This window comes from Dactylosporangium sp. NPDC000555, from assembly GCF_040300025.1.
In the GTDB taxonomy this organism is placed as follows: Bacteria; Actinomycetota; Actinomycetes; order Mycobacteriales; family Micromonosporaceae; genus Dactylosporangium.
Genome location: NZ_JBEPDB010000085.1, coordinates 1 through 20,276, shown reverse-complemented (window position 1 = coordinate 20,276; position 20,276 = coordinate 1). Strand labels below are relative to the sequence as shown.

General features: G+C 73.0%; 18 protein-coding genes and 1 pseudogene. 11 read left to right on the top strand and 8 right to left on the bottom strand.

Features of this window, described 5'->3' with window-relative positions:
• Positions 1–230: 230 nt before the first annotated feature.
• Positions 231–1,967: an ABC transporter ATP-binding protein gene (locus ABT297_RS35100; RefSeq protein WP_350556787.1), complete on the bottom strand. Its 1,737-nt coding sequence runs from the start codon at positions 1,965–1,967 to the stop codon at positions 231–233.
• 3 nt (positions 1,968–1,970) lie between these two features.
• On the bottom strand, positions 1,971–2,603 hold the full coding sequence (locus ABT297_RS35095) for a TetR/AcrR family transcriptional regulator (protein ID WP_350556786.1): 633 nt from the start codon (positions 2,601–2,603) through the stop codon (positions 1,971–1,973).
• 157 nt (positions 2,604–2,760) lie between these two features.
• Between ABT297_RS35095 and ABT297_RS35090 the strand changes: the two genes are divergently transcribed.
• Positions 2,761–3,945, top strand: coding sequence for a GAF domain-containing sensor histidine kinase (locus tag ABT297_RS35090; RefSeq protein ID WP_350556785.1), 1,185 nt, complete (start codon positions 2,761–2,763; stop codon positions 3,943–3,945).
• A gap of 87 nt (positions 3,946–4,032) precedes the next feature.
• Positions 4,033–5,628: a hypothetical protein gene (locus ABT297_RS35085; RefSeq protein WP_350556784.1), complete on the top strand. Its 1,596-nt coding sequence runs from the start codon at positions 4,033–4,035 to the stop codon at positions 5,626–5,628.
• A gap of 18 nt (positions 5,629–5,646) precedes the next feature.
• On the opposite strand, the gene erm is transcribed toward ABT297_RS35085, so the two are convergent.
• On the bottom strand, positions 5,647–6,429 hold the full coding sequence (erm, locus tag ABT297_RS35080; RefSeq protein WP_350556783.1) for an ErmE/ErmH/ErmO/ErmR family 23S rRNA (adenine(2058)-N(6))-methyltransferase: 783 nt from the start codon (positions 6,427–6,429) through the stop codon (positions 5,647–5,649).
• A 338-nt stretch (positions 6,430–6,767) separates the two neighbouring features.
• On the opposite strand from erm, the gene ABT297_RS35075 reads away from it, so the two are divergent.
• The 4 genes from ABT297_RS35075 to ABT297_RS35060 all read left to right on the top strand — a co-directional run bounded on the left by ABT297_RS35075 (position 6,768) and on the right by ABT297_RS35060 (position 10,536).
• On the top strand, positions 6,768–7,646 hold the full coding sequence (locus ABT297_RS35075; RefSeq protein ID WP_350556782.1) for an NAD(P)/FAD-dependent oxidoreductase: 879 nt from the start codon (positions 6,768–6,770) through the stop codon (positions 7,644–7,646).
• A gap of 23 nt (positions 7,647–7,669) precedes the next feature.
• The gene (locus ABT297_RS35070) at positions 7,670–8,638 is read left to right on the top strand and encodes a DNA polymerase domain-containing protein (RefSeq protein WP_350556781.1); all 969 of its coding nucleotides are present in this window, start codon (positions 7,670–7,672) and stop codon (positions 8,636–8,638) included.
• 34 nt (positions 8,639–8,672) lie between these two features.
• A complete protein-coding gene (locus ABT297_RS35065) occupies positions 8,673–9,221 on the top strand; it encodes a GrpB family protein (RefSeq protein ID WP_350556780.1) in 549 nt (182 codons plus the stop codon).
• A gap of 79 nt (positions 9,222–9,300) precedes the next feature.
• Positions 9,301–10,536 (top strand): sugar efflux transporter, encoded by a 1,236-nt coding sequence (locus ABT297_RS35060; protein ID WP_350556779.1) that lies wholly within the window; start codon positions 9,301–9,303, stop codon positions 10,534–10,536.
• A 6-nt stretch (positions 10,537–10,542) separates the two neighbouring features.
• Here ABT297_RS35060 and ABT297_RS35055 read toward each other — a convergent pair whose 3' ends face one another.
• Complete coding sequence (locus ABT297_RS35055; protein ID WP_350556801.1) at positions 10,543–11,352, bottom strand: methyltransferase domain-containing protein; 810 nt, start codon at positions 11,350–11,352, stop codon at positions 10,543–10,545.
• A 67-nt stretch (positions 11,353–11,419) separates the two neighbouring features.
• On the opposite strand from ABT297_RS35055, the gene selD reads away from it, so the two are divergent.
• The 3 genes from selD (at position 11,420) to ABT297_RS35040 (ending at position 13,374) form a co-directional block, all read left to right on the top strand.
• Complete coding sequence (gene selD / locus ABT297_RS35050) at positions 11,420–12,427, top strand: selenide, water dikinase SelD (RefSeq protein ID WP_502885694.1); 1,008 nt, start codon at positions 11,420–11,422, stop codon at positions 12,425–12,427.
• Between the two features lie 101 nt (positions 12,428–12,528).
• Entirely contained in the window at positions 12,529–12,930 is a 402-nt protein-coding gene (locus ABT297_RS35045) for a DUF2752 domain-containing protein (RefSeq protein ID WP_350556777.1), read from the top strand.
• Positions 12,931–12,972: 42 nt separating this feature from the next.
• Positions 12,973–13,374: an RDD family protein gene (locus tag ABT297_RS35040; RefSeq protein WP_350556776.1), complete on the top strand. Its 402-nt coding sequence runs from the start codon at positions 12,973–12,975 to the stop codon at positions 13,372–13,374.
• Between the two features lie 23 nt (positions 13,375–13,397).
• Here the strand turns inward: ABT297_RS35040 and nrfD are convergent, their stop codons facing one another.
• The 3 genes and pseudogenes from nrfD to fdh all read right to left on the bottom strand — a co-directional run.
• On the bottom strand, positions 13,398–14,315 hold the full coding sequence (gene nrfD / locus ABT297_RS35035) for an NrfD/PsrC family molybdoenzyme membrane anchor subunit (protein WP_350556775.1): 918 nt from the start codon (positions 14,313–14,315) through the stop codon (positions 13,398–13,400).
• Positions 14,312–15,085: a 4Fe-4S dicluster domain-containing protein gene (locus tag ABT297_RS35030; protein WP_350556800.1), complete on the bottom strand. Its 774-nt coding sequence runs from the start codon at positions 15,083–15,085 to the stop codon at positions 14,312–14,314. Before ABT297_RS35030 ends, nrfD begins: the two co-directional genes overlap by 4 nt.
• Before the next feature lie 26 nt (positions 15,086–15,111).
• Positions 15,112–18,300: pseudogene (fdh, locus tag ABT297_RS35025) on the bottom strand (formate dehydrogenase); the annotation flags it as partial.
• Between the two features lie 143 nt (positions 18,301–18,443).
• On the opposite strand from fdh, the gene ABT297_RS35020 reads away from it, so the two are divergent.
• Positions 18,444–18,803, top strand: a complete 360-nt coding sequence (locus ABT297_RS35020; protein WP_350556773.1) for a DUF4180 domain-containing protein — start codon at positions 18,444–18,446, stop codon at positions 18,801–18,803.
• A gap of 36 nt (positions 18,804–18,839) precedes the next feature.
• Here ABT297_RS35020 and ABT297_RS35015 read toward each other — a convergent pair whose 3' ends face one another.
• Positions 18,840–19,757 (bottom strand): polysaccharide deacetylase family protein, encoded by a 918-nt coding sequence (locus ABT297_RS35015; protein WP_350556772.1) that lies wholly within the window; start codon positions 19,755–19,757, stop codon positions 18,840–18,842.
• 274 nt (positions 19,758–20,031) lie between these two features.
• On the opposite strand from ABT297_RS35015, the gene ABT297_RS35010 reads away from it, so the two are divergent.
• On the top strand, positions 20,032–20,276 hold a 245-nt coding region (locus tag ABT297_RS35010; protein ID WP_350556771.1), incomplete at its 3' end, for a DUF998 domain-containing protein.

Genomic DNA, 20,276 nt, shown 5'->3' with positions numbered 1-20,276 from the left:
ACGTGAATCCGCGCCCATGATGAGCGGCCACTCCGCTGCGCTCCGTACCACTCATACCGCCGCCTCCGCTTCGCTCCGGCAGCGGCACAACGTGAATCCGCGCCCATGATGAGCGGCCACTCCGCTGCGCTCCGTACCACTCATACCGCCGCCTCCGCTTCGCTCCGGCAGCGGCACGACGTGAAATCCGCGCCCATGATGAGCGGCCACTCCGCTGCGCTGCGTACCACTCACGCCGCCGCCTCCTGCTCTGTGAGCTGGGACAGGACGATCTCGCGGTAGGTCTCGTTGTCGTCCATGAGTTCCTGATGGGTGCCGGTGCCGACCACGCGGCCCTCGTCGAGCACGACGATGCGGTCGGCGTCGCGAATGGTGCTGACCCGCTGGGCGACGATGACCACCGTCGCGCCGGCGATCTCGGTGCGCAGCGCCTCGCGCAGGGCCGCGTCGGTGGCGTAGTCCAGCGCGGAGAACGAGTCGTCGAACAGGTAGATCTCGGGGCGGGCGACCAGGGTCCGGGCGATCGCCAGACGCTGGCGCTGCCCGCCGGAGACGTTGGTGCCGCCCTGCGCGATCGGCGAGGCGAGCCCCTCGGGCATGGCGCGGACGAAGTCGGCCGCCTGAGCGACCTCCAGGGCCTGCCAGAGCTCCTCGTCGGTGGCGTCGGGCCGGCCGTAGCGCAGGTTGGACGCGACGGTGCCGGAGAACAGGTACGGCTTCTGCGGCACCATGCTCACGGTCCGCGCCAGCAGCGCGGGGTCGAGCCGGCACACGTCGACGGCGTCGACGAGCACGGTGCCGCCGGTCGCGTCGAACAGCCGCGGCACGAGGTTGAGCAGCGTCGTCTTTCCGGCGCCCGTACTGCCGATGATCGCCGTCGTCTGCCCCGGGTGCGCGACGAGGTTGACGCCGGAGAGCACGGCCGACTCCGCGCCCGGGTAGTGGAACGACACGTCGCGCAGCTCGAGCTCGCCGTGGACGCCGAGGCTCGTGACCGCCTCTTCCGGCGGGTGGACGCTAGACTCTGCGCCGAGGACCTCCTGGATGCGCTCGGCGCACACCTCGGCCCGCGGGATCATGACGAACATGAACGTCGCCATCATCACCGCCATGAGGATCTGCATGAGGTAGCTCAGGAACGCCGTCAGCGCGCCGACCTCCATGCCGCCGCTGTCGATGCGCTGCGCGCCGAACCACAGCACGAGGATGCTGGAGGCGTTGACGACGAGCATGACGGTCGGGAACATCAGCGCCATCAGCCGGCCAACGGCCAGCGACACGTCGCGCAGGTCGGCGTTGGTCTCGGCGAAGCGGACCCGCTCCCGCTCGTCACGGACGAACGCGCGAATGACCCGGATGCCGGTGATCTGCTCGCGGACGACCCGGTTGACCACGTCGATGCGCTCCTGCATGAGCCGGAACAGCGGCCGCATCCGCACCACGATGATCGCGATCAGGCCGATGAGCACCGGCGTGACCACGAGCAGCAGCCCGGACAGCGGCACGTCCTGCTTGAGCGCCAGGATGATGCCGCCGAGGCACATGATCGGCGCCGACACCATGAGCGTGAACGTCATCAGGACCAGCATCTGGACCTGCTGGATGTCGTTGGTGGTGCGCGTGATCAGCGACGGGGCGCCGAACTCGCCGACCTCCCGGGCGCTGAGCCGCTGCACCTGGGCGAACAGGCCGGCCCGCACGTCGCGGCCGAGCGCCATCGCCGTCCGCGCGCCGAAGTAGACCGCGGCGGCCGAGCACACGATCTGCACGAGCGTCACGCCGAGCATGAAGCCGCCGATGCGCAGGATGTAGCCGGTGTCGCCGGTGACGACCCCGCGGTCGATGATGTCGGCGTTGAGGGTCGGAAGGTAGAGGGTGGCGAGCGTCTGCACCAGTTGCAGCACCACCACCAGGGTGATCGGCCCGCGATAGGGCCGCAGGTAGGTTCTCAGCAGACGGATCAGCATCGGTCAGGCTTCTCCAGGGTCACTTGGGTCGCCGGGACGTTTGAGCAGGCCGTCGAGCAGGACGGCGACGATCTCGTCGGGCGTGAACAGATCCTCGGTGGGCAGGTCGCCCCGCACCGTGTTCACGACCAGGGCGAACAGCAGCCGGGCGGTGGTGTCGGGGCTGCGCCGCAGCAGCTCCCGGTCGGGCTCGACCAGCGCGGCGACGGCCTCGGTGAGCCGGCGGCGGCTCTCGGTCAGCACCGCCATCGGCGACTCCTCGGCCGCGCACGGCATGGTCCGGGCGAGCATCATGAGCTGTACCGAACCCTCGACCCGGCGAAGCAGGATCGCCGCCGCGTCGCCGAGCCGCTCCCGCAGCGGCGCCCGCGGATCGATCGCCGACAGCGCCCGCAGCACCGGGCCGGGCTCGAAGGCGCGGCACAGCGCGGCGGACAGCAGGGACGCCTTGTCCGGGAAGACGCCGAAGATGGTGCCCTCCGCGACGCCGGCGGCCTCGGCGATCTGCCGGGTCGTCACCGCCGCGCCGTGGGTGCGCAGCAGCGGCAGCGTCGTGGCGATGAGCGCCGAGCGCCGGTCGTCGGGCGCCAGCGCGGGTACCCTTCGCCGCCGGCTCTGCTGCCGGTCCACATTCACGGCGACACTGTAATGAGCGAGCACTCACTCAGACAACCGAGTTTCTCCGAGGGCGAATAGGGTGGATATCTCCGCAACTCCGCCGCAACGCTGCGTGACGGGGCGCGGCTCCCGGGTATCTCCAGGATGGTCGCAACGAGCGGAAGGGGTGCCCAGAATGCGCAACGTCGACGAGGAAGCCAGGCTGTCGGCCCTGCACAGCTACGGCGTGCTCGACACGCCCCGCCCCGCCGAACTCGACGACCTGACCCGGCTGGCGGCGTCGGTCTTCGGAACCCCGATGTCGGCGGTGTCGCTCATCGACCGCGATCGGCAGTGGTTCGCTGGCAAGACCGGCATCGCCGAGGACCAGACGCCCCTCGACGTCTCATTCTGCGCGCACACCATACCGGACCGCCGGCCGCTCGTGGTGCCCGACGCCCGCACCGACGGGCGCTTCCGCTCGTACGCCAACGTGACCGCGGACCCGCACATCCGCTTCTACGCCGGCGCGCCGCTGATCGACGACGACGGCTTCGCCCTCGGTGCGATGTGCGTCATCGACGACCGCCCCGGCGACCTCGGCCCGCGCCAGCACGAGGCACTGGGGACACTGTCGCGGCAGGCGACCGGGCACCTCTCGCTGATGCGCGGCCGGCTGATGCTCGCCGAGCTCGGGGACGAGCTGGCCCGGGCCACCCAGCGTGAGGAGGACCTGATCGCGACCATCTCCCACGAGCTGCGCACGCCCGTCACGGCGATCCAGGGGTACCTCGAGCTGCTCGCCGACGACGAGCGCCTGGCCGGCTACGACCGCCTCGTGGAGCCGATCCACCGCAACAGCCAGCGGCTCGTCGGCATGGTCGACCACCTGCTCGACGGCACCCGTCCCGCCAACGCCCCGCTGGCGCTGCACCGCACGCCGGTCGAGCTGCACATGGTGCTCGCCGCCGCGGTCCGCTCGTGCGTCCCGGCGGCCGAGTCGCGCGGCGTCGAGGTCGTCGTCGAGCCGGCCACCCAGGCCTCGGTCGTCTCGGCCGACGCCGCCCGGCTCACACAGGCGGTGCAGCAGCTGGTGCGAAACGCCATCCTGTTCACACCGCCCGGCGGCACGGTCACGGTGCGGGCCGGCTACACGCCCGCGCCGAGCATCGAGGTCGCCGACACCGGCGTCGGCATCCCCGCCGACGAGCTGCCGCACGTGTTCCAGCGCTTCTTCCGCGGCCGCCACGCCCGCCACCAGGCCGTGCCCGGCGTGGGCCTGGGCCTGCACATCGCGCAGGAGGCCGCGGCCGCGCACGGCGGGCGGGTCACGCTGAGCTCGACCGGCCGCGGCACGACCGCCCGCCTGACCCTGCCGTAGCGGGCATTCCCGCGCCCGCGGGTCCGCCGCCCCGCTATCGCCCGGGGGTGGGCGTTTGCCGGTCGCGGCCCGGGTAGAGCGCCGCCCGTGCTGACGAACCTCGCCCACCTGGACTCGCTGCGGGTCCGCATCGCGCCGCCGGCCGTCGCCGGGCACACCACCTACCGCCTCGCCGAGGAGCCGCAGGTCGAGGTCGTGTGGACCTACGCGAGCCGGCTGCCCGACGGCAGCTACCTGCCCTGCGGGGGCGGCGAGCAGGCCACGGACGGCGACTACACCCAGGGCGCGTTCAACGCCGACGACATCGCCCGGGCGGCCGTGGTGTACACCCGGCACTGGCGGGCGACCGGCGCGGCGACCAGCCGGTCGGCGGCCCGGCAGCTGCTACGCGGGTTGTGCTTCCTGCAGACCGCGCCCGAGGACGACACCGACCCGCGGGCCGGCAACGTGGTCCTGTGGCAGCAGCCCGACGGGCGGCTCAACGCGAGCGCCGAGCCGCCCGAGCCGCCCGACCCGTCCGACAGCGGCGAGTCGGCCTGGCTGGCCCGCACGATCTGGGCCCTGGGCGAGGGCTATGCCGCCTTCCACGGCGACGACCCGGCGTTCGCGGCGTTCCTGCGGGTGCGGCTGCGGCTGGCCGCCGGGGCGGTGCGGCGGCAGGTGCTGTGCCGGTACGGCCAGTGGCGCCTCGTCGACGACATGTCCACGCCGGCGTGGCTCATCGCCGACGGTGCCGACCTGACCGGTGAGGCGATGCTGGGGCTGTGCGAGTACACCCGGATCAGCGACGACGAGGATGCCCGCAAGGTCCTGGAGCAGCTCGCCGAGGGGGTCACCGCGATGCGCACCGGCACGCCGTGGACGTGGCCGTTCGGGGCGGTGCTGCCGTCCGGGCTCTCGCGCACCGAGTGGCACGCCTGGGCCGGGCTGGCACCGGCGGCGCTGGCGCGCGTGTACGAGGTGTGCGGCGACCTGTCGGCCCGCGACGCGGCGCTGGCGGACGCGGCGTCGTTCACCCCGCACCTGCTCGTGGGCGGCGGACCGGACAACCTGCGGGTGGCGATGCCGGGCGCGCGGGAGGCGCTGACGCTCGACGGGGTGCAGCTGGCCTACGGCGCGCACTCGCGGGTCGAGTCGCTGCTGGCGACGGGCCGGGCGACCGGACGGCCGGCGCTCACCACCATGGCCGGGGTCGCCGGGTCGTGGTTCTTCGGCAACAACCCGGCGGGCGCCCCGATGTACGACCCGGCGACCGGCGTCACCTACGACGGCATCGACATCGACGACACCGCCGGCGGGGCCGGGGTGGTGCACCACGACTCCGGGGCCGAGTCCACGATCCACGGGCTGCTGGCGATGCTGGCCCTGGACGCCGAGCCGCACGCGGCGGCGGTCGCCCGGATCGCCGAGCAGACCGTACGCATCGAAGGATCGGAGATCCACTCGATGGCCTTGGTCCACCCGCTGACCGGCGCGCATCTGACACTGCTGCGCAGCCTGGCCACCAGCACCCGCGCCGCCGACGTGGTGGTGCCCGGCGACGCCCCGGCCACGGTGAGCGTCAACGACCCGGGCGGCGAGGAGCTGGAGCACTACACGACGACGGCGGGCCGGATCCGGGTCCTGGTCCCGGCCGGCGGCTTCACCATCGTCGTCCAGCCCGGCCGCTACGACACGCCCTGAGCCGTCCATCGACCCGATTCACCGCCGCTCGAAGCTCAGCAGGCGGAACAGCGTGAGCCACTGCTCGGGCCACACGAGCCCGACCGGGGTACCGGCGTCCAGGCGCAGCGCCCGGAACGCGCCGGCGACCCGTCGCGGCGGGTACCGGCGGGCCAGCGAGGCGTGCAGCGAGCCGCCCGCGCCGCCGAACCCGAGCCGGACCAGGGCGCGGTACTGCCCCAGCCGATCCGGGGCCACCAGCGGCTCCGGCCGGCGTACCAGCCGCAGGATGCCCCCGTCCACGCCCGGCACCGGCCGGAACGCGGCGCGCGGCACCCGCCCGGCGAGCCGCCACTCGAACCGCGGCCACGTCTCGATCGTCAGCCGGGACCAGCGGCCGTAGTCCCCGGTGCGTTTGCGCGCGTACTCCAGCTGCGTCAGCAGCGTCGCCGACGTCAGCCGCGGCGCCGCCAGGCACCAGGCGACGACGGCGGAGGTGAGCGCGTACGGGATGTTGCCCACGACGGCGAACGGCCCGGCCGGCGCCTCGGCGGCCAGGAAGTCGGCGGTGCGCACGGTCAGCCCGGGCGAGCGCGGCAGCGCGCCGGCCATGCCGGGGTCGACCTCGTAGGCGATGACGCGCCCGGCCCGGCGCAGCAGCTCGGCGGTGAGGCTGCCCCGCCCGGCCCCGACCTCGACGACGAGGTCGGACCCGCACGGCACGGCGGCGTCGGCGATCCGGCGGACCGCGGCGGGATCGGCGAGAAGGTTCTGCCCGTAGACGCGACGGGCGCGCGGATGTTCGGCGTGAAAGCGAATCATGACCAGGGTTCCTGTCGTGCGGACAGGCGCCGTCGCGGCCCCGTCCGGCGCGGATCGCGGACGCGGAAGGGCCCTGGCAACACTCAGGCGTTTGGACGCGGGACGTGCGGGAAATGCGGACGTGCGGGCGTCAGGCCTGACAGACCAGGGCGCGACGCCGGAGGCGCGGACGCGCGGCCGGCATCACAACCGGCGCGAAGAGGGCGTGCGTCGTGATCATGGCCCCGACCGTAACAGAACCGTAGATGCTCGCGCGCCGCCTTTTTCTTGCGGCCCGAATTTTGCTATTTCAGCAAGATTCTTTGCCAGAACGCCCCGGCGGGGGGCATGGTGGGGGCATGAAGGAACAACATGACGTGATCGTCATCGGCGGCGGCGCGGCGGGGCTGAGCGGGGCGCTGACCCTGGCCCGGGCGCGGCGCCGGGTCCTGGTCGTCGACGGCGGGCAGCCCCGCAACGCGCCGGCCGAGGGAGTGCACAACTACCTCGGGCGGGAGAACACCCCGCCGGGTCAGCTGCTGGAGATCGGGCGGGCCGAGGCGCGCGGGTACGGCGCGGAGTTCGCCGACGGCGTCGTCACGAACGCGCGGCGCGAGGGCGACGGGTTCCGGGTGGAGCTCGCCGACGGCACGAGCCGCACCGCACGGCGGCTGCTGGTCACCACCGGGCTCACCGACGAGCTGCCGGACATCCCGGGGGTGGCCGAGGGCTGGGGGCGGCGCGTGCTGCACTGCCCGTACTGCCACGGCTGGGAGGTCCGCGACCGGCCCATCGGCGTCATCGCCACCGGCGTTCTCGCCGCGCATCAGGCGCTGCTGTGGACGCAGTGGACCGACGACGTCGTGCTCTTCACGAACAATCGCGAAATGCCGGACATCTCGCCCAAGGTGCGGGTGGTCGAGGGCGAGGTCGTGGGCGTCGACGACATGGGCGTACACCTGCGGGACGGCACCGTCGTGGCGCGGGAGGCGGTCGCCGTGCAGACCAGGATGGCGGCGCGGGCCGGGTTCCTCGACGGGCTCGGGCTCGAGACCGCCGACCTCGAGACGCAGGGCGAGGTGATCGCCACCTACGTGCCCGCCGATCCCATGGGCAAGACCGCCGTGGAGGGCGTGTGGGTGGCCGGCAACGTCGCCGACCCCATGGCGCAGGTCATCGTGGCGGCCGGCGCGGGGCTGAAGGCGGCCACCGCGATCAACATGGACCTGCTGGAATAGCGGCCAACCGATACGGTGTGACGGTGGGCACCGCGGAGGAGCGCGACGGGGTCGCGCTGACCAACCTGGACCAGCCGCTCTTCGAGGGGGCCGGTGCCAGCAAGCGCGACCTCGTCGACTACCTCGACGCCGTGCACGACCGGATCATCCCGGTGCTGGCCGACCGGCCGCTGTCGGTGGTGCGCATCATGCGCGGCCAGGAGTCGTTCATGCAGAAGAACGTCCCGAAGTACACCCCGGAATGGGTGCGGACGGTCCACATGTGGGCCGAGACGTCGAAGCGGGACGTCGCCTACGCCCTGTGCGACGACCGGCGCGCGCTGCTGTGGTTCGCCAACCAGCGGGCCGTGGAGTACCACCCGACGCTCGTGCGCGCCGACGACTGGGCGCACACCACGCACCTGGTCATGGACCTCGACCCGCCGGAGGGCCCACCGGCCACAACGGACTTCGGGATCGTGGTGCGGGCGGCCCGGCTGGTCCGCGAGACGCTGCGGGAGGCCGGCCTCACCGGCGCGGTGAAGACCAGCGGCGCGAAGGGCCTGCACGTCTTCGTGCCGATCCGGCCCACGCCGATGGAGGACGTGGCCGCGGCCACCCGGGCGATCGCGGCGCGCGCGGAGCGGCTCGACCCCGGCCTCGCCACCACCGCGTTCATCCGCGAGGACCGGCACGGCAAGGTGTTCCTCGACCCCACCCGGACCGGCGGCGCGACGGTCGTGTGCGCCTACAGCCCGCGGCTGCGGCCGGGCTGCCCGGTGTCGTACCCGCTGGACTGGGCCGACCTCGACGGCGTCTCCCCGCGCGACTTCACCATCCACACCGTGCCCGGCCTGCTCGGCGCCGCCGACCCGTGGGCCACGCGGATGCCGGCACCGCAGGACGTGCCCGCCGACCTCATCGCCGAAGGCCACACCATCCCCGTTCCTCGCGTCCAGGCCATGCACGAGGGCAAGCGGCGCGCCCGGGCCCGCCGCGAGTCCGCGTCATAAACCCGGAAAGCCCCGGATCCGGTACGGTCCACCCGTGCCGATCCGCATCGACCCCTCCGCCGCGGGCTGGCGGGCGCGCGGCCTGGAGCTGGCCGCCGGGGTCCACGCCGCCGCGGCGCCGTTGTCGCTGCGCGTGGAGCACATCGGCAGCACCGCGATCCCGGGCCTGGCCGCCAAGCCGGTGTACGACCTGCAAATGAGTGTCGCCGCGCTCACCCCCGCCCTGGACGCACCGCTCGCCGCGGCCGGCTTCGCCCGCGGCCCGTACGAGCACGACCACGTTCCCGCGGGCCGGACCGACGCCCCGGACCGGTGGCGCAAGCGCTTTTACACCCGCGACGCCCCGGAGCCGGTCAACCTCCACGTGCGCCTGGCCGGCTCGCCCAACGAGCGCCTGGCCCTGCTGTTCCGCGACTGGCTGCGCGCGCACCCGGCCGCGGCGGCCGCGTACGCCGCGTTCAAGACCACCCTCGCCGGGCACCTCGACGACCTGGGCGCCTACACCGACGTCAAGGACCCGGTCGTGGACCTCGTCGTCGCCGCGGCCGAGGACTGGGCGGCGGTGACCGGCTGGCGACCCTGAGCGGGGCACGCAGTGACGTACGAGACTTCCGACCCATTATCGGCAGGGCGCCTCCCCGGAGTCGCGTAAGGTGCGGCCCGTGGTTTCGGGCATTAGCGTCGAGGCGCCGGCCGGCGCCGCCGGGCGGGTCGGGCGCGCGCTGCTGCCGCTCGGCGTCATGTTCTTCTTCGTCGGGCTGTCGACCGCGCTCGTCGGGCCGTTCGTCGCGCTGTTCCTGAGCTCCGAGGTGCACGCCGGGCCGGCCCGGGTCGGCGCGTTCCTCGTCGCCGGGCCGCTGGCCATGGTGGCGTCGTCGACGCTGCTCGGGCGGCTGTCCGACCGCCGCCCGATCCGGCGCCGGCTGCTGCTGTCCGCCGCCCTCGCCGGCTGCGCGGGCTCGATCGCGACCGCGTTCGTGCGCGAGTACTGGGTGCTGTTCGCGCTGACCATCTCGGTGACCGCGATCAGCGGCGCGCTGTTCCCGCAGGCCTTCGCCTACGCCCGCGAGGTGCTGCAGCAGCGCGGCTCGACCCGGGCCGCGATGGCGATGAGCACGCTGCGGATGGTGTTCTCGGTCGCCTGGGTGGCCGGGCCGCCCGTGGCCGCGTTCCTGGTGCAGGCCGGGGGTTTCCGGGCGCTGTACCTCACCGCGGCCGCCATGTACGTCGCCGCCGCCGTGGTCGTGCTGCTGCGCCTCGAGGAGGTCTCGCCGCCGGCGCACGTCGAGCGGCCGCCGGCCGGCAAGGCCGGGGTGTCGGCGCTGCTGGTGGTCACCGCGTTCGCGCTCATGCAGGCCGCGGGGGTGCTCGGCGTCCAGGCGATGTCGCTGTTCCTCGGCCACGTCCTGCACGCCCAGGTCCGCGACGCCGGCCTCGTGCTGGGCCTGTGCGCGGCCCTGGAGATCCCGCTGATGCTGGGCTTCGGCGCGTTGTCGACCCGGTTCCCGCTGCGCCGGCTGATCATCATCGGCAGCGCGATCGGCGTGCTGTACTACGCCCTCGTCACGCTCGCCACGCACAGCTGGCAGGTCGCGGCGCTGCAGCTGCTGAACGCGGGCTTCATCGCCGCCGTGCAGGGCCTGGGCATCTCCTACGTCCAGGAGCTGCTGCCCGGCGAGCCCGGCCGCGCGGCGACGCTGGCCAGCAACGCGTTCCCGATCGCGGCGATCCTGGCCGGGCCGCTGCTGGGCCTGGCCGCGGACTTCGGCTACCGCTACGCCTACGCGGCGGGCACCCTGCTGTGCCTCGGCGGCCTCGCGCTGCTGCTCGTCACGGGCCGCCGCCCGGCCGGCCGCGCGACGCCGGAGGTCGCCGCCGCCACGGCCGGGGAGGGTTAGCTCGGCTCACACGACCGCGCTGGTGATGAAGAACGTGACGGCGTAGAGGAAGCGGCCGGCGCGGATCGCCCGGTCGACCTCCGCCTCGAACTCCGCCGCCCGCGCGGGTTCGAGCAGACCTCGTTTCGCCGCGGTGGCCGCCCACGTACGCAGGCCCATCACGTTGTCGACGGCGCTGGGGTCGCGTACCACCAGCGTGCGGGTCTCGGCGACGACATCGGTCAGCCCGAGCGTCGCGAGCATGCCGGCATGACGGTGGGCGAGGGTGCCGTTGCGCAGCGCGTGGTCGGCCCGGAACCGCAGCACGGCACGGGCAACGTCCTGGTCGTCGATGTCGAGGACCTGCGTGTCATAGTCGGGATCGGCGAGCACGATCCGCCCGCCGGGCGCGGTGACACGGACCATCTCGGCAACGGCCGCCCAGGGGTCGGCGAGATGCTGCAGGACCCGATCGGCCATGGCGCCGGCGAACATCGCGTCGGCGAACGGCAGCCGAGCCGCGTCGGCGACGGCCGCCCGGGTCAGGCCGCGGGACCGGGCGGCACGCGCCATCGTGTGCGCGTGGTCGACGACCACCATCTCGATCCCGTGCTCATCGGCCAGCCGAACCGCGTTGGCGCCGGTGCCCGCGCCCACATCCAGACAGCGGCCAGGCGCGGCCGGCGCCAGAAGTTCCCGCAGCCGTGCCTTGTAAGAGGCGTAGAACGGCTCGGCATCCAGTACGTCAAGAACCCTGACCCATTCGTCCGGTCGGTCCTGGCCGTCCACATCGACGAACCCGTGTGCCTGGCGCGGGTTCTGCGCAGTGCCCCCCATCACGGACGGCAGCCTACTGGCGAGCATCCGGCCGGCGACACCCAGTTACGAACCACGACTGCCCTACATTGAGCACATGACGCAGACGATCCGGCTCACCGGTTACGCGCACGGCGGCGGCTGTGCCTGCAAGATCCCGCCCGGCGAGCTGGAGGCGGTGGTCGCCGGCCTGCTCGGCGACGGCGCGCCACAGGGGCCGGGTGAGCTGATCGTCGGGCTCGACGACGGCGACGACGCGGCGGTCGTGTCGCTGTCCGGCGGCACCGCGGTGGTCGCCACCGCCGACTTCTTCACGCCGGTCGTCGACGACGCCTACGACTGGGGGCGCATCGCGGCGGCCAACGCGCTGTCCGACGTCTACGCGATGGGCGGCCGGCCGGTGGTCGCCGTGAACCTGCTCGCCTGGCCGCGCGAGGTGCTGCCGATGACGCTGGCCGCGGCGGTACTGCGGGGCGGCCTGGACATCGCCCGCGAGGCCGGCTGTCACGTGGCGGGCGGGCACTCCGTCGACGACCCGGAGCCGAAGTACGGCATGGCGGTCACCGGCATCGCCGACCCGGACCGCCTGCTGCGCAACGACCGCGGCCGCCCCGGCCTGCCGCTGACGCTGACCAAGCCGCTCGGCATCGGCGTGCTTAACAGCCGGCACAAGGCCACCGGGGAGCCGTTCCCGCACGCGGTCGAGGCGATGACCACGCTCAACCGAGCGGCCTCGGAGGCGGCGCTGGCGGCCGGCGCCGAGTGCGCCACCGACGTGACCGGCTTCGGACTGCTCGGGCACCTGCACAAGCTCGCGCGGGCCAGCGGGGTCACCGCGGTCGTCGAGGCGGCCGCCGTGCCCTACCTCGACGGCGCCCGCCGCGCCCTCGCCGACGGCTTCGTCAGCGGCGGCACCCGGCGCAACCTCGACTGGGTCCGCCCGCACCTCGACGCCGGCGCCACGCCGGAGGACGAGCTGCTGCTGCTCGCCGACGCGCAGACCTCCGGCGGCCTGCTCGTGGCGGGCGAGCTGCCCGGCCATCCGGTCATCGGCGAGCTCGTCCCGTTCACCGGTTCGACACTGCGGGTTCGCTAGCTGGGAGGACGATCCCGCGGATCATGCATTCGGCCGATCCGTAGTGATGCCGATCGACAACTAAGATCGTCACTCACTACGTCGAGCTACCGGGGTCGCAGGTGCGCAGGCAGTACTCGATACCGGAGCGCCTGGGCGGGTTCGGTGTCGCCGTCGCGAGTGCGGCGGCGGTCTGGCCGGCGGTCACCGCGGGCACGGGCCTCGGTCTGCCGTGCCCGCTGCGCTGGGCGACCGGCATCCCGTGCCCCGGATGCGGGCTCACCGCCGCGGCCGTGGATCTGATGCACGGCCGCATCCTGGCCTCGCTCGGCGACAACCCGGCGGCCCTGGGTCTCGCGATCCTGACGGCCGTGACGGTCCCGTTGGTCGTCCTGCGGCATCTCGGCCTGGTCGCCCTACCGGCGCCCTGGTCGGCCCGGACCCGCCGCAGGGTCGAGGTGGCCGCGCTCGTCGCCGCCACGGCGAGCTGGTGTTTCCAGCTCCACCGGTTCGGATTCGTCTGAGCCGTTCGTATCCCCCAACCCGCTAGAGGAGCAGTACCCCCAATGAACTACGCAAACTGGATCCAGCGTGTCGGCAGTAACCTGATCGACGTCCTGCCCGCCGCGGCCCTCGGCGGCATCGGCGCCGCGGTCGGCGGCGGCTTCTCCTCGGACGGCCCGAACGCGCTGTACTTCGTCTTCCTGCTGCTCGCCATCGCATACTCGGTCTACAACCGGTGGGTGCTCGGCGGCCAGGGCGCCAGCCTCGGCAAGAAGGCGCTCGGCCTGCGGCTGATCAAGGAGCAGACCGGCCAGCCGCTCGGCTTCGGCGGCGCCTTCCTGCGCGACATCTGCCACGTCGTCGACAGCTTCATCTGCTACGTCGGCTGGCTGTTCCCGCTGTGGGACCAGAAGCGGCAGACGATCGCCGACAAGATCGTCGGCTCGGTGGTCACCAAGGGCTGATGCTGGCCCGCCGCGGCGGGGCGTCAGCCCCGCTGCGGCTCCACCACGTACTTCGGATCCTTCGTCGAGGCGACGCCGGCCTCGAACACCCCGAACCGGGTGGCGAGCGACCCCGCCAGCAGCGCCGCCCCGGACAGCGCCGACAGGACCCGGCTGCGCCGCCCCAGCACCGCGCCGGCCGCCCCGGCGAGGTTCAGCGCCCGCGCCGCGCGGAGCAACCGCCCCGCCTTCCCCGTGCGGTACGGCTCCCCCAGCAGCCCCAGCCCGGTCTCGATCCGGTGGGTCGCGGCGACCTCGAGCGCCACCCCGGCGACCGCGAGCGTGCGGGCCGGTCCGCCCTCGCGCACCGGCGCCGCGATGAGCCCGACGGCCGCCCCGCTGGCCAGGGCGCTGCCCGCGAATGCGAACGGCAGGTCGGCCCGGGCCGCGTGCCATGACGGCGCCGCCGTGTCGGCGACGAGCACCGCCGTGTAGGTGGCGAGCCCGGGCGCCAGCGCCGCCGCGCCGAGGCCCGCGGCCCGCCCGGCGCGCGCCGTCCAGCCGCGGTGCCGCGCCTCGGTGGTGGCGGCCAGGCTCGCGGCCCCGCCGAAGGCGCTCAGCAGCCAGGTACCCACCGACATCGGCGAGGTCGGCTTGGCCACCCGCAGCATGTGGTGGAAGCGCTCCGGCCGGCCGAGGTCGTTGATGAGGAAGTAGGTGCTCGCGCCGAGCGCGCCGAGGGCGGCCAGCCGAGCGGCCCGCCGGGTGTTCGGCCGGCCGGTCAGGTCGGCGCCGGCGGCGAGCAGGGCGCTGCCCGCGGCCAGCCCGCCGGTGAAGAGGTACGCCGGAACGTCGTGCTTCCACACCGGCGCCTTGAGGATGGGCCGGCCGTAGTACGAGCGGAACTCGGCGCGGGGCACCTGGACGTCCTCACCACCGTGCTCGCGTGCTGGGCGGTTCATGGCTTCCTTCCGAGGAACGACACCGCGACGGCCGCGGCCATCGTCAGCGCGGCCAGGCCGGCGCGCTTCCACATCTGCGGCAGGTCACGGGTGCTGGCGACCGGGGCGGGCGGCAGGCCGTACACCTCGGGCTCGTCGAGCAGCAGGAAGAACGCGCCCTGCCCGCCGACCCCGTCGTCCGGGTCGTGGCCGTAGAGCCGCGCCTCCGGCCGATCCAGCTGCTCCAGCCGGACCTGCGCCCGCTCACGCAGCTCGTCGAGGGGGCCGTACTGGATCGACTGGGTCGGGCACGCCGTGGCGCAGGCCGGCTGCAGCCCGTCGCCGATGCGGTCGTAGCACAGCGTGCACTTCCAGACGCGCCCGTCGCCCTCCCGCCGGGCGATCACGCCGTACGGGCAGGCGGACACGCAGTAGCCGCAGCCGTTGCAGATGTCGGCCTGGACGATCACGGTGTCGAACTCGGTGCGCATCAGCGAGCCGGTCGGGCACACGTCGAGGCAGGCGGCGTGTGTGCAGTGCTTGCACACGTCCGACATCATCAGCCACCGCATGTCGCCGGGAGCGTGCGGATCGTCCGGGTCCGCGCTCGACGGGAGCGTCTGCTCGATGAAAGCGACGTGCCGCCAGGAGTTGGCGTCGAGCTGGCCGGTGTTGTCGAAGGACATGCCGAGCAGGTCGAGCCCGTCGGCGGGCACGGCGTTCCACTCCTTGCACGCGACCTCGCACGCCTTGCAGCCGATGCACACGCTCGTGTCGGTGAAGAAGCCCATCCGCCGCGGCGGCTGTTCTACCGTCACAGGCCCGCCCTCCGGTTGTAGTCCTCGACGAGGGCGCGCAGCGCCGCGCCCCGCGGGCGCCGGCCGGCTCGCACGTCGCAGGTGCCCACCTTGCCCTCCTGGATCGACACGTTGGGGTCCAGCTCGATGCCGACGAGGTCGTTCGCCGAGTCGCCGGTGGTCAGGCCGGAGCTGCCCCAGTGGTACGGCAGCCAGATCTGGTGCACCGGCCGCCCGTCGATACGCAGCGGCCGCATCCGCGGGGTGACCATGACCCGTGCCTCGATCGCCGAGCGGCTGGTGACCACGTGCGCCCAGCCCAGGTGCGTCAGCCCGCGCTCGGCCGCCAGCGCCGGCGAGACCTCGACGAACATCTCCGGCTGCAGCTCCGAGAGGTACTCAAGCGTCCGGCTCATCCCGCCGGCGGTGTGGTGCTCGGTGAGCCGGCTGATGGTGAACACGAACGGGAACACCGCACTCTGCGAGGGGTTGATCGGGTTCTCCGAGCGCTGGTAGCGCTTGCGGGTCGGGTTGGTCTGCTGCCGGTACAGCGGGTTCGCCACCGGCGACTCGGCCGGCTCGTAGTGCGCCGGCAGCGGCCCGTCGACGAGCCCGCGGGGCGCGAACAGCCAGCCCTTGCCGTCGCCCTGCATCACGAACGGGTCGTCCCCGGCGATGCCCGCCGACCCGGCCGTGCCCGGCTCCGGCCGGTACGTGGGCGGCTTGGTCCGCTCGAAGTCGGGCACGTCCGGCCCGGTCCACTCGCCCCGGTCGGAGTCCCAGAAGACGTAGGCCTTGCGCGCGCTCCACGGGCGGCCCGCCGGGTCGGCGGAGGCACGGTTGTACAGCATGCGCCGGTTCATCGGCCACGCCCAGCCCCACTCCAGCGCGATCGGGTCGGCCTCGGACGCGGGCGTGCGCCGGGCCGCCTGGTTGACCCCGCCGGCGTACACCCCTGAGTAGATCCAGCAGCCGCAGGCCGTGGAGCCGTCGTCGCGCAGCTCGTCGAAGCCCGACAACGGCGCGCCGGTGGCCACGTCGAAGCCGTTGATCTCCCGCAGGACCGCCTCCGCCGAGGGCTCGTCGTGCGGGCCGTGCGTGGGGTAGTCCCAGGCCAGGTCGTGCACGGGCCGGTCGCGCCGCAGCGTGGAGCCGGCCAGCCGGGCCTTGAGGAGGCGGCCGAGGTGGTAGAAGAACCACAGCTCCGAGCGGCAGTCGCCGGGCGGGTCGACGGCCTTCTCCCGCCACTGCAGCAGCCGCTGGGTCTGGGTGAACGTGCCCTCCTTCTCCACGTGGGAGGCGGCGGGCAGCAGGAACACCTCGGTCTTGCACTCCTGCGGCACGATCTCGCCGGTCTCGACCTCGGGGGCGTCACGCCAGAAGGTGGCGCTCTCGATCTCGTAGAGGTCGCGCACCACGAGCCAGTCCAGCTGCGCCATGGCCAGCCGCTGGGCGCGCCCGTGCGCGGAGCCGACGGCCGGGTTCTGACCGAGCAGGAAGTATCCCTGCACCCTGCCGTCGAGCATGTTCAGCACGGTCTGGTAGGTGCCGTGGTCGCCGGTGAGCCGGGGCAGGTGCCCGTAGCAGTAGTCGTTCTCCGCGGTGGCGGCGTCGCCGAAGTACGCCTTGAGCAGGCTGACCGCGAAGGTGCGGGCGTGGCCCCAGAAGCCCTTCTGCCCGGGGTGGCGGATCGCGTCGACCCACGCGTCGAGCGTGTCGTGCCGGCCGGCGCTCGGCATCGGCAGATACCCGGGCAGCAGGTTGAACAGCGTCGGGATGTCGGTGGAGCCCTGGATGCTGGCGTGCCCGCGCAGCGCCATGATCCCGCCGCCGGGACGGCCCATGTTGCCCAGCAGAAGCTGGATGATGGCGCCGGTGCGGATGTACTGCACCCCGACGGAGTGCTGTGTCCAGCCCACGGAGTAGATCAGCGCGGTGGTGCGCTCCCGGCCGGAGTTGCGCGTCCAGGCCTCGCAGACCCGGGCGAACTGCTCCGGCGGCACGCCGCACACCTGCTCCACCACCTCCGGGGTGTATCGCGAGAAGTGCCGCTTCAGGATCTGGTACACGCACCGCGGGTGCCGCAGCGTCTCGTCCCGCTCGGCGGCGGACGGGATCGGCGGGCCGTGCGACTCGTGCTGCATCGCCGCGGCGGTCTCACGGTCGGCTTGGCCGTCCTCCCGCGCGTGCTCCTCTCGGGCATGGCCTTGGTAGCGCCACGACGACGGGTCGTACGCCTGGGTCTGCGGGTCGAAGCCGGAGAACAGCCCCTCGAGGTCCTCGGTGTCGCGGAAGTCCTCGTTCACGATCGTGGCCGCGTTGGTGTACGCGACGACGTACTCCCGGAAGTCCAGCTCGTTGCTCAGGATGTGGTTGACCACACCGCCGAGGAACGCGATGTCCGACCCGGCCCGGATCGGCACGAACATGTCCGCGACGGCGCTGGTGCGCGTGAACCTGGGGTCGACGTGGATGACCGTCGCCCCGCGGGCCTTGGCCTCCATCACCCATTGGAAGCCGACCGGGTGGGCCTCGGCCATGTTCGAGCCCTGGATCACGATGCAGTCAGCGTTGGCCAGGTCCTGCTGGAAGCCCGTGGCGCCGCCGCGACCGAAGCTGGTCCCCAGACCGGGGACGGTGGCGGAGTGTCAAATGCGCGCCTGGTTCTCGATCTGCAGCGCGCCGATCGCGGTGAACAGCTTCTTGATGAGATAGTTTTCCTCGTTGTCCAGCGTGGCCCCGCCGAGGCTGGCGATGCCCAGCGTCCGGTTGACCGGCCGGCCCTGCTCGTCGGCGTCCTGCCAGGTCTGCTCCCGGGCTGTGACCACGCGGTCGGCGATCATCTCCAGCGCCGTGGCGAGGTCGAGCTCCTCCCACTCGGTCGCGTAGGGCCGCCGGTACTTCACCCGGGTGGCCCGCAGCGGGCTGGTGACGAGGCTCTTGCTGGCCGATCCCTTCGGGCACAGCCGGCCGCGGGAGATCGGGCTGTCGGGGTCGCCCTCGATCTGGGTGACCTTGCCGTCCTTGACGAAGACCCGCTGGCCGCAGCCGACGGCGCAGTAGGGGCACACCGACCTGGCGACCGAGTCGGCCTGCGTGGTGCGGGCGGTGATCGCGTCCGTGCGCGGCGAGCGCACCGCCGCACCGCGGCCGGTCGAATCCGGCCCGGTCAGCTGCCGGTACACCGGCCAGCCGCGCAACCATCGCATGATCAGGACTCTACCGCCTGTCTACGCTGGGCGGGTGACTGCCGTCGAGGGACCGGTGCGGGTCTGCCCGCCGAGGTCTGCGACGCCGGCGGTGCGATGAACGACGTGCTCCTGCACCGACTGACGCGGTAACCTGGCGTCCCATGGATCGGGTCGAGAAGATCAACGGGGTCGACGCGCTCGTGCTGGACGACGAGGGCCAGCGCTACGGCGCGGAGCTCGGCGCCGGCGACCTCGTCGGCGCGGCGCTCTCCCACGGCGTGGAACTGCTCGTCGTGCCGGTCGGCCGGCTCGCCGGCGACTTCTTCGTGCTGCGCTCCGGGGTGGCCGGCGAGATCCTGCAGAAGCTGGTCAACTACCGCCTGCGCCTGGCCGTGATCGGCGACGTCTCCGCGCACGTGGCGGCGAGCGACGCGCTGCGCGACCTGATCCGCGAGTCCAACCGCGGCCGCGACGCCTGGTTCCTGCCCGACCGCGCCGCCCTCGAAGCCCGGCTGGCCTGAGCCGCGCGGCTGGCCTGAACCGCGCGGCCCTGGCGGTCAGGTCGGCAGGCCCTCCAGCGCGAAGTACCGCTTCATCCAGGGGATCAGCTGCCGATAGGCGACGATCGTGTCGGGCTGGCCGTTGTCGTGCGACAGGACGATGGAGCCCTGGCGGATCTGGGACTTCACCTGGGCGATGACCCGGTTGATGTGGGCCTGGTGCCCGTTGTCCGGCTTGTGGTCCCAGTCCCTCGGGTCGACGTCCCAGTAGATGGACGCCATGCCGAGCTCGGACGCCTTGGCCACCAGCGACGGGGTGAAGTTCCCGCCCGGTGCGCGGAAGTACTTGATCGGGGCGTCGGCGCCGACCGCGGCGTGGATCATGTCGTTGGTGTGCCGCAGGTCCCAGTCGATATACGCCGGGTCACGCTTGGCGAGGTCCGTCAGGTGCTGCCACGAGTGGTTGCACAGCGTGTGCCCGTCGGCGTAGATCTGGCGCACCAGGTCGGGCCGGTCGCGGACCCGGAAGCCGACCATGCAGAACGTGGCCTTGACCCCGTTCTCGCGCAGCACCTGCAGGATCGCCGGGGTGTTGATCGGGTCGGGTCCGTCGTCGAAGGTCAGCGCGACGTCGGCGCCCGCGGTGCGGATGATCGTGTCGGCCGGGCCGCGGCCGTCGCCCGGCGGGCGGACGTTGAACCCGCCCTCGGGCGCCTGCGAGGTCACCGTGGGCGCGGCGGGCGTCGCCGACGACGGGGCGGCGGGGGTCGGCGAGGCGGTCGGGCTCGGCGACACCGACAGCGAGGGCGAGGGCGACCACGACGGCACGGCCGATGGCACGGCGCTCGCCTGTTGTTCGACCCCGACTCCGGGCTGTGATACCCAGCGAGATTCGTCTCCCGCGCAGGCCACGATCCCGAACAGGATCGCGACGAACGCGGCCAGCCTGGCATATCCGGACCTCTGGCCGAGCACCTACCAGCTCCCCATCCTCGGCGACGGCGTCAGCGGGCCACGCTAACGGACTCGGCGGGGCGCCGCATCCCCGCCACGAGGTCGACGACATCCGGTGTATGCACGGTCACGTCCCGGCGAGACTACATCGTGGGGCGTGACCGTACCGGTCGAACCGCACCGCTGGTAGTGGCGCACGCGACGGGGGCGGAAAAAAATCTGGGCCGCGATGTCGGATAGCGGCGGTGCCGTTCGAAGCAGAGGTGAAGGCACCCACGAGGAAAAGGACATAGCCGTGACCGCCACGCTCGCCCCCATCACCGCCGCCGCCGTCGCCCCGACCGCCGAGATCCGGGCGAACCGCGTCACCCGCTCGCTGCTCGGCTACGGCGTGCTCGCCGGCCCCTTCTACGTCACCGTCAGCCTCGCGCAGGCCCTGACCCGCGAGAACTTCGACATCTCCCGGCACGCCTGGAGTCTGCTGGCCAACGGCTCGCTCGGCTGGATCCAGATCACCAACCTCGTGCTGTCGGGCCTGAT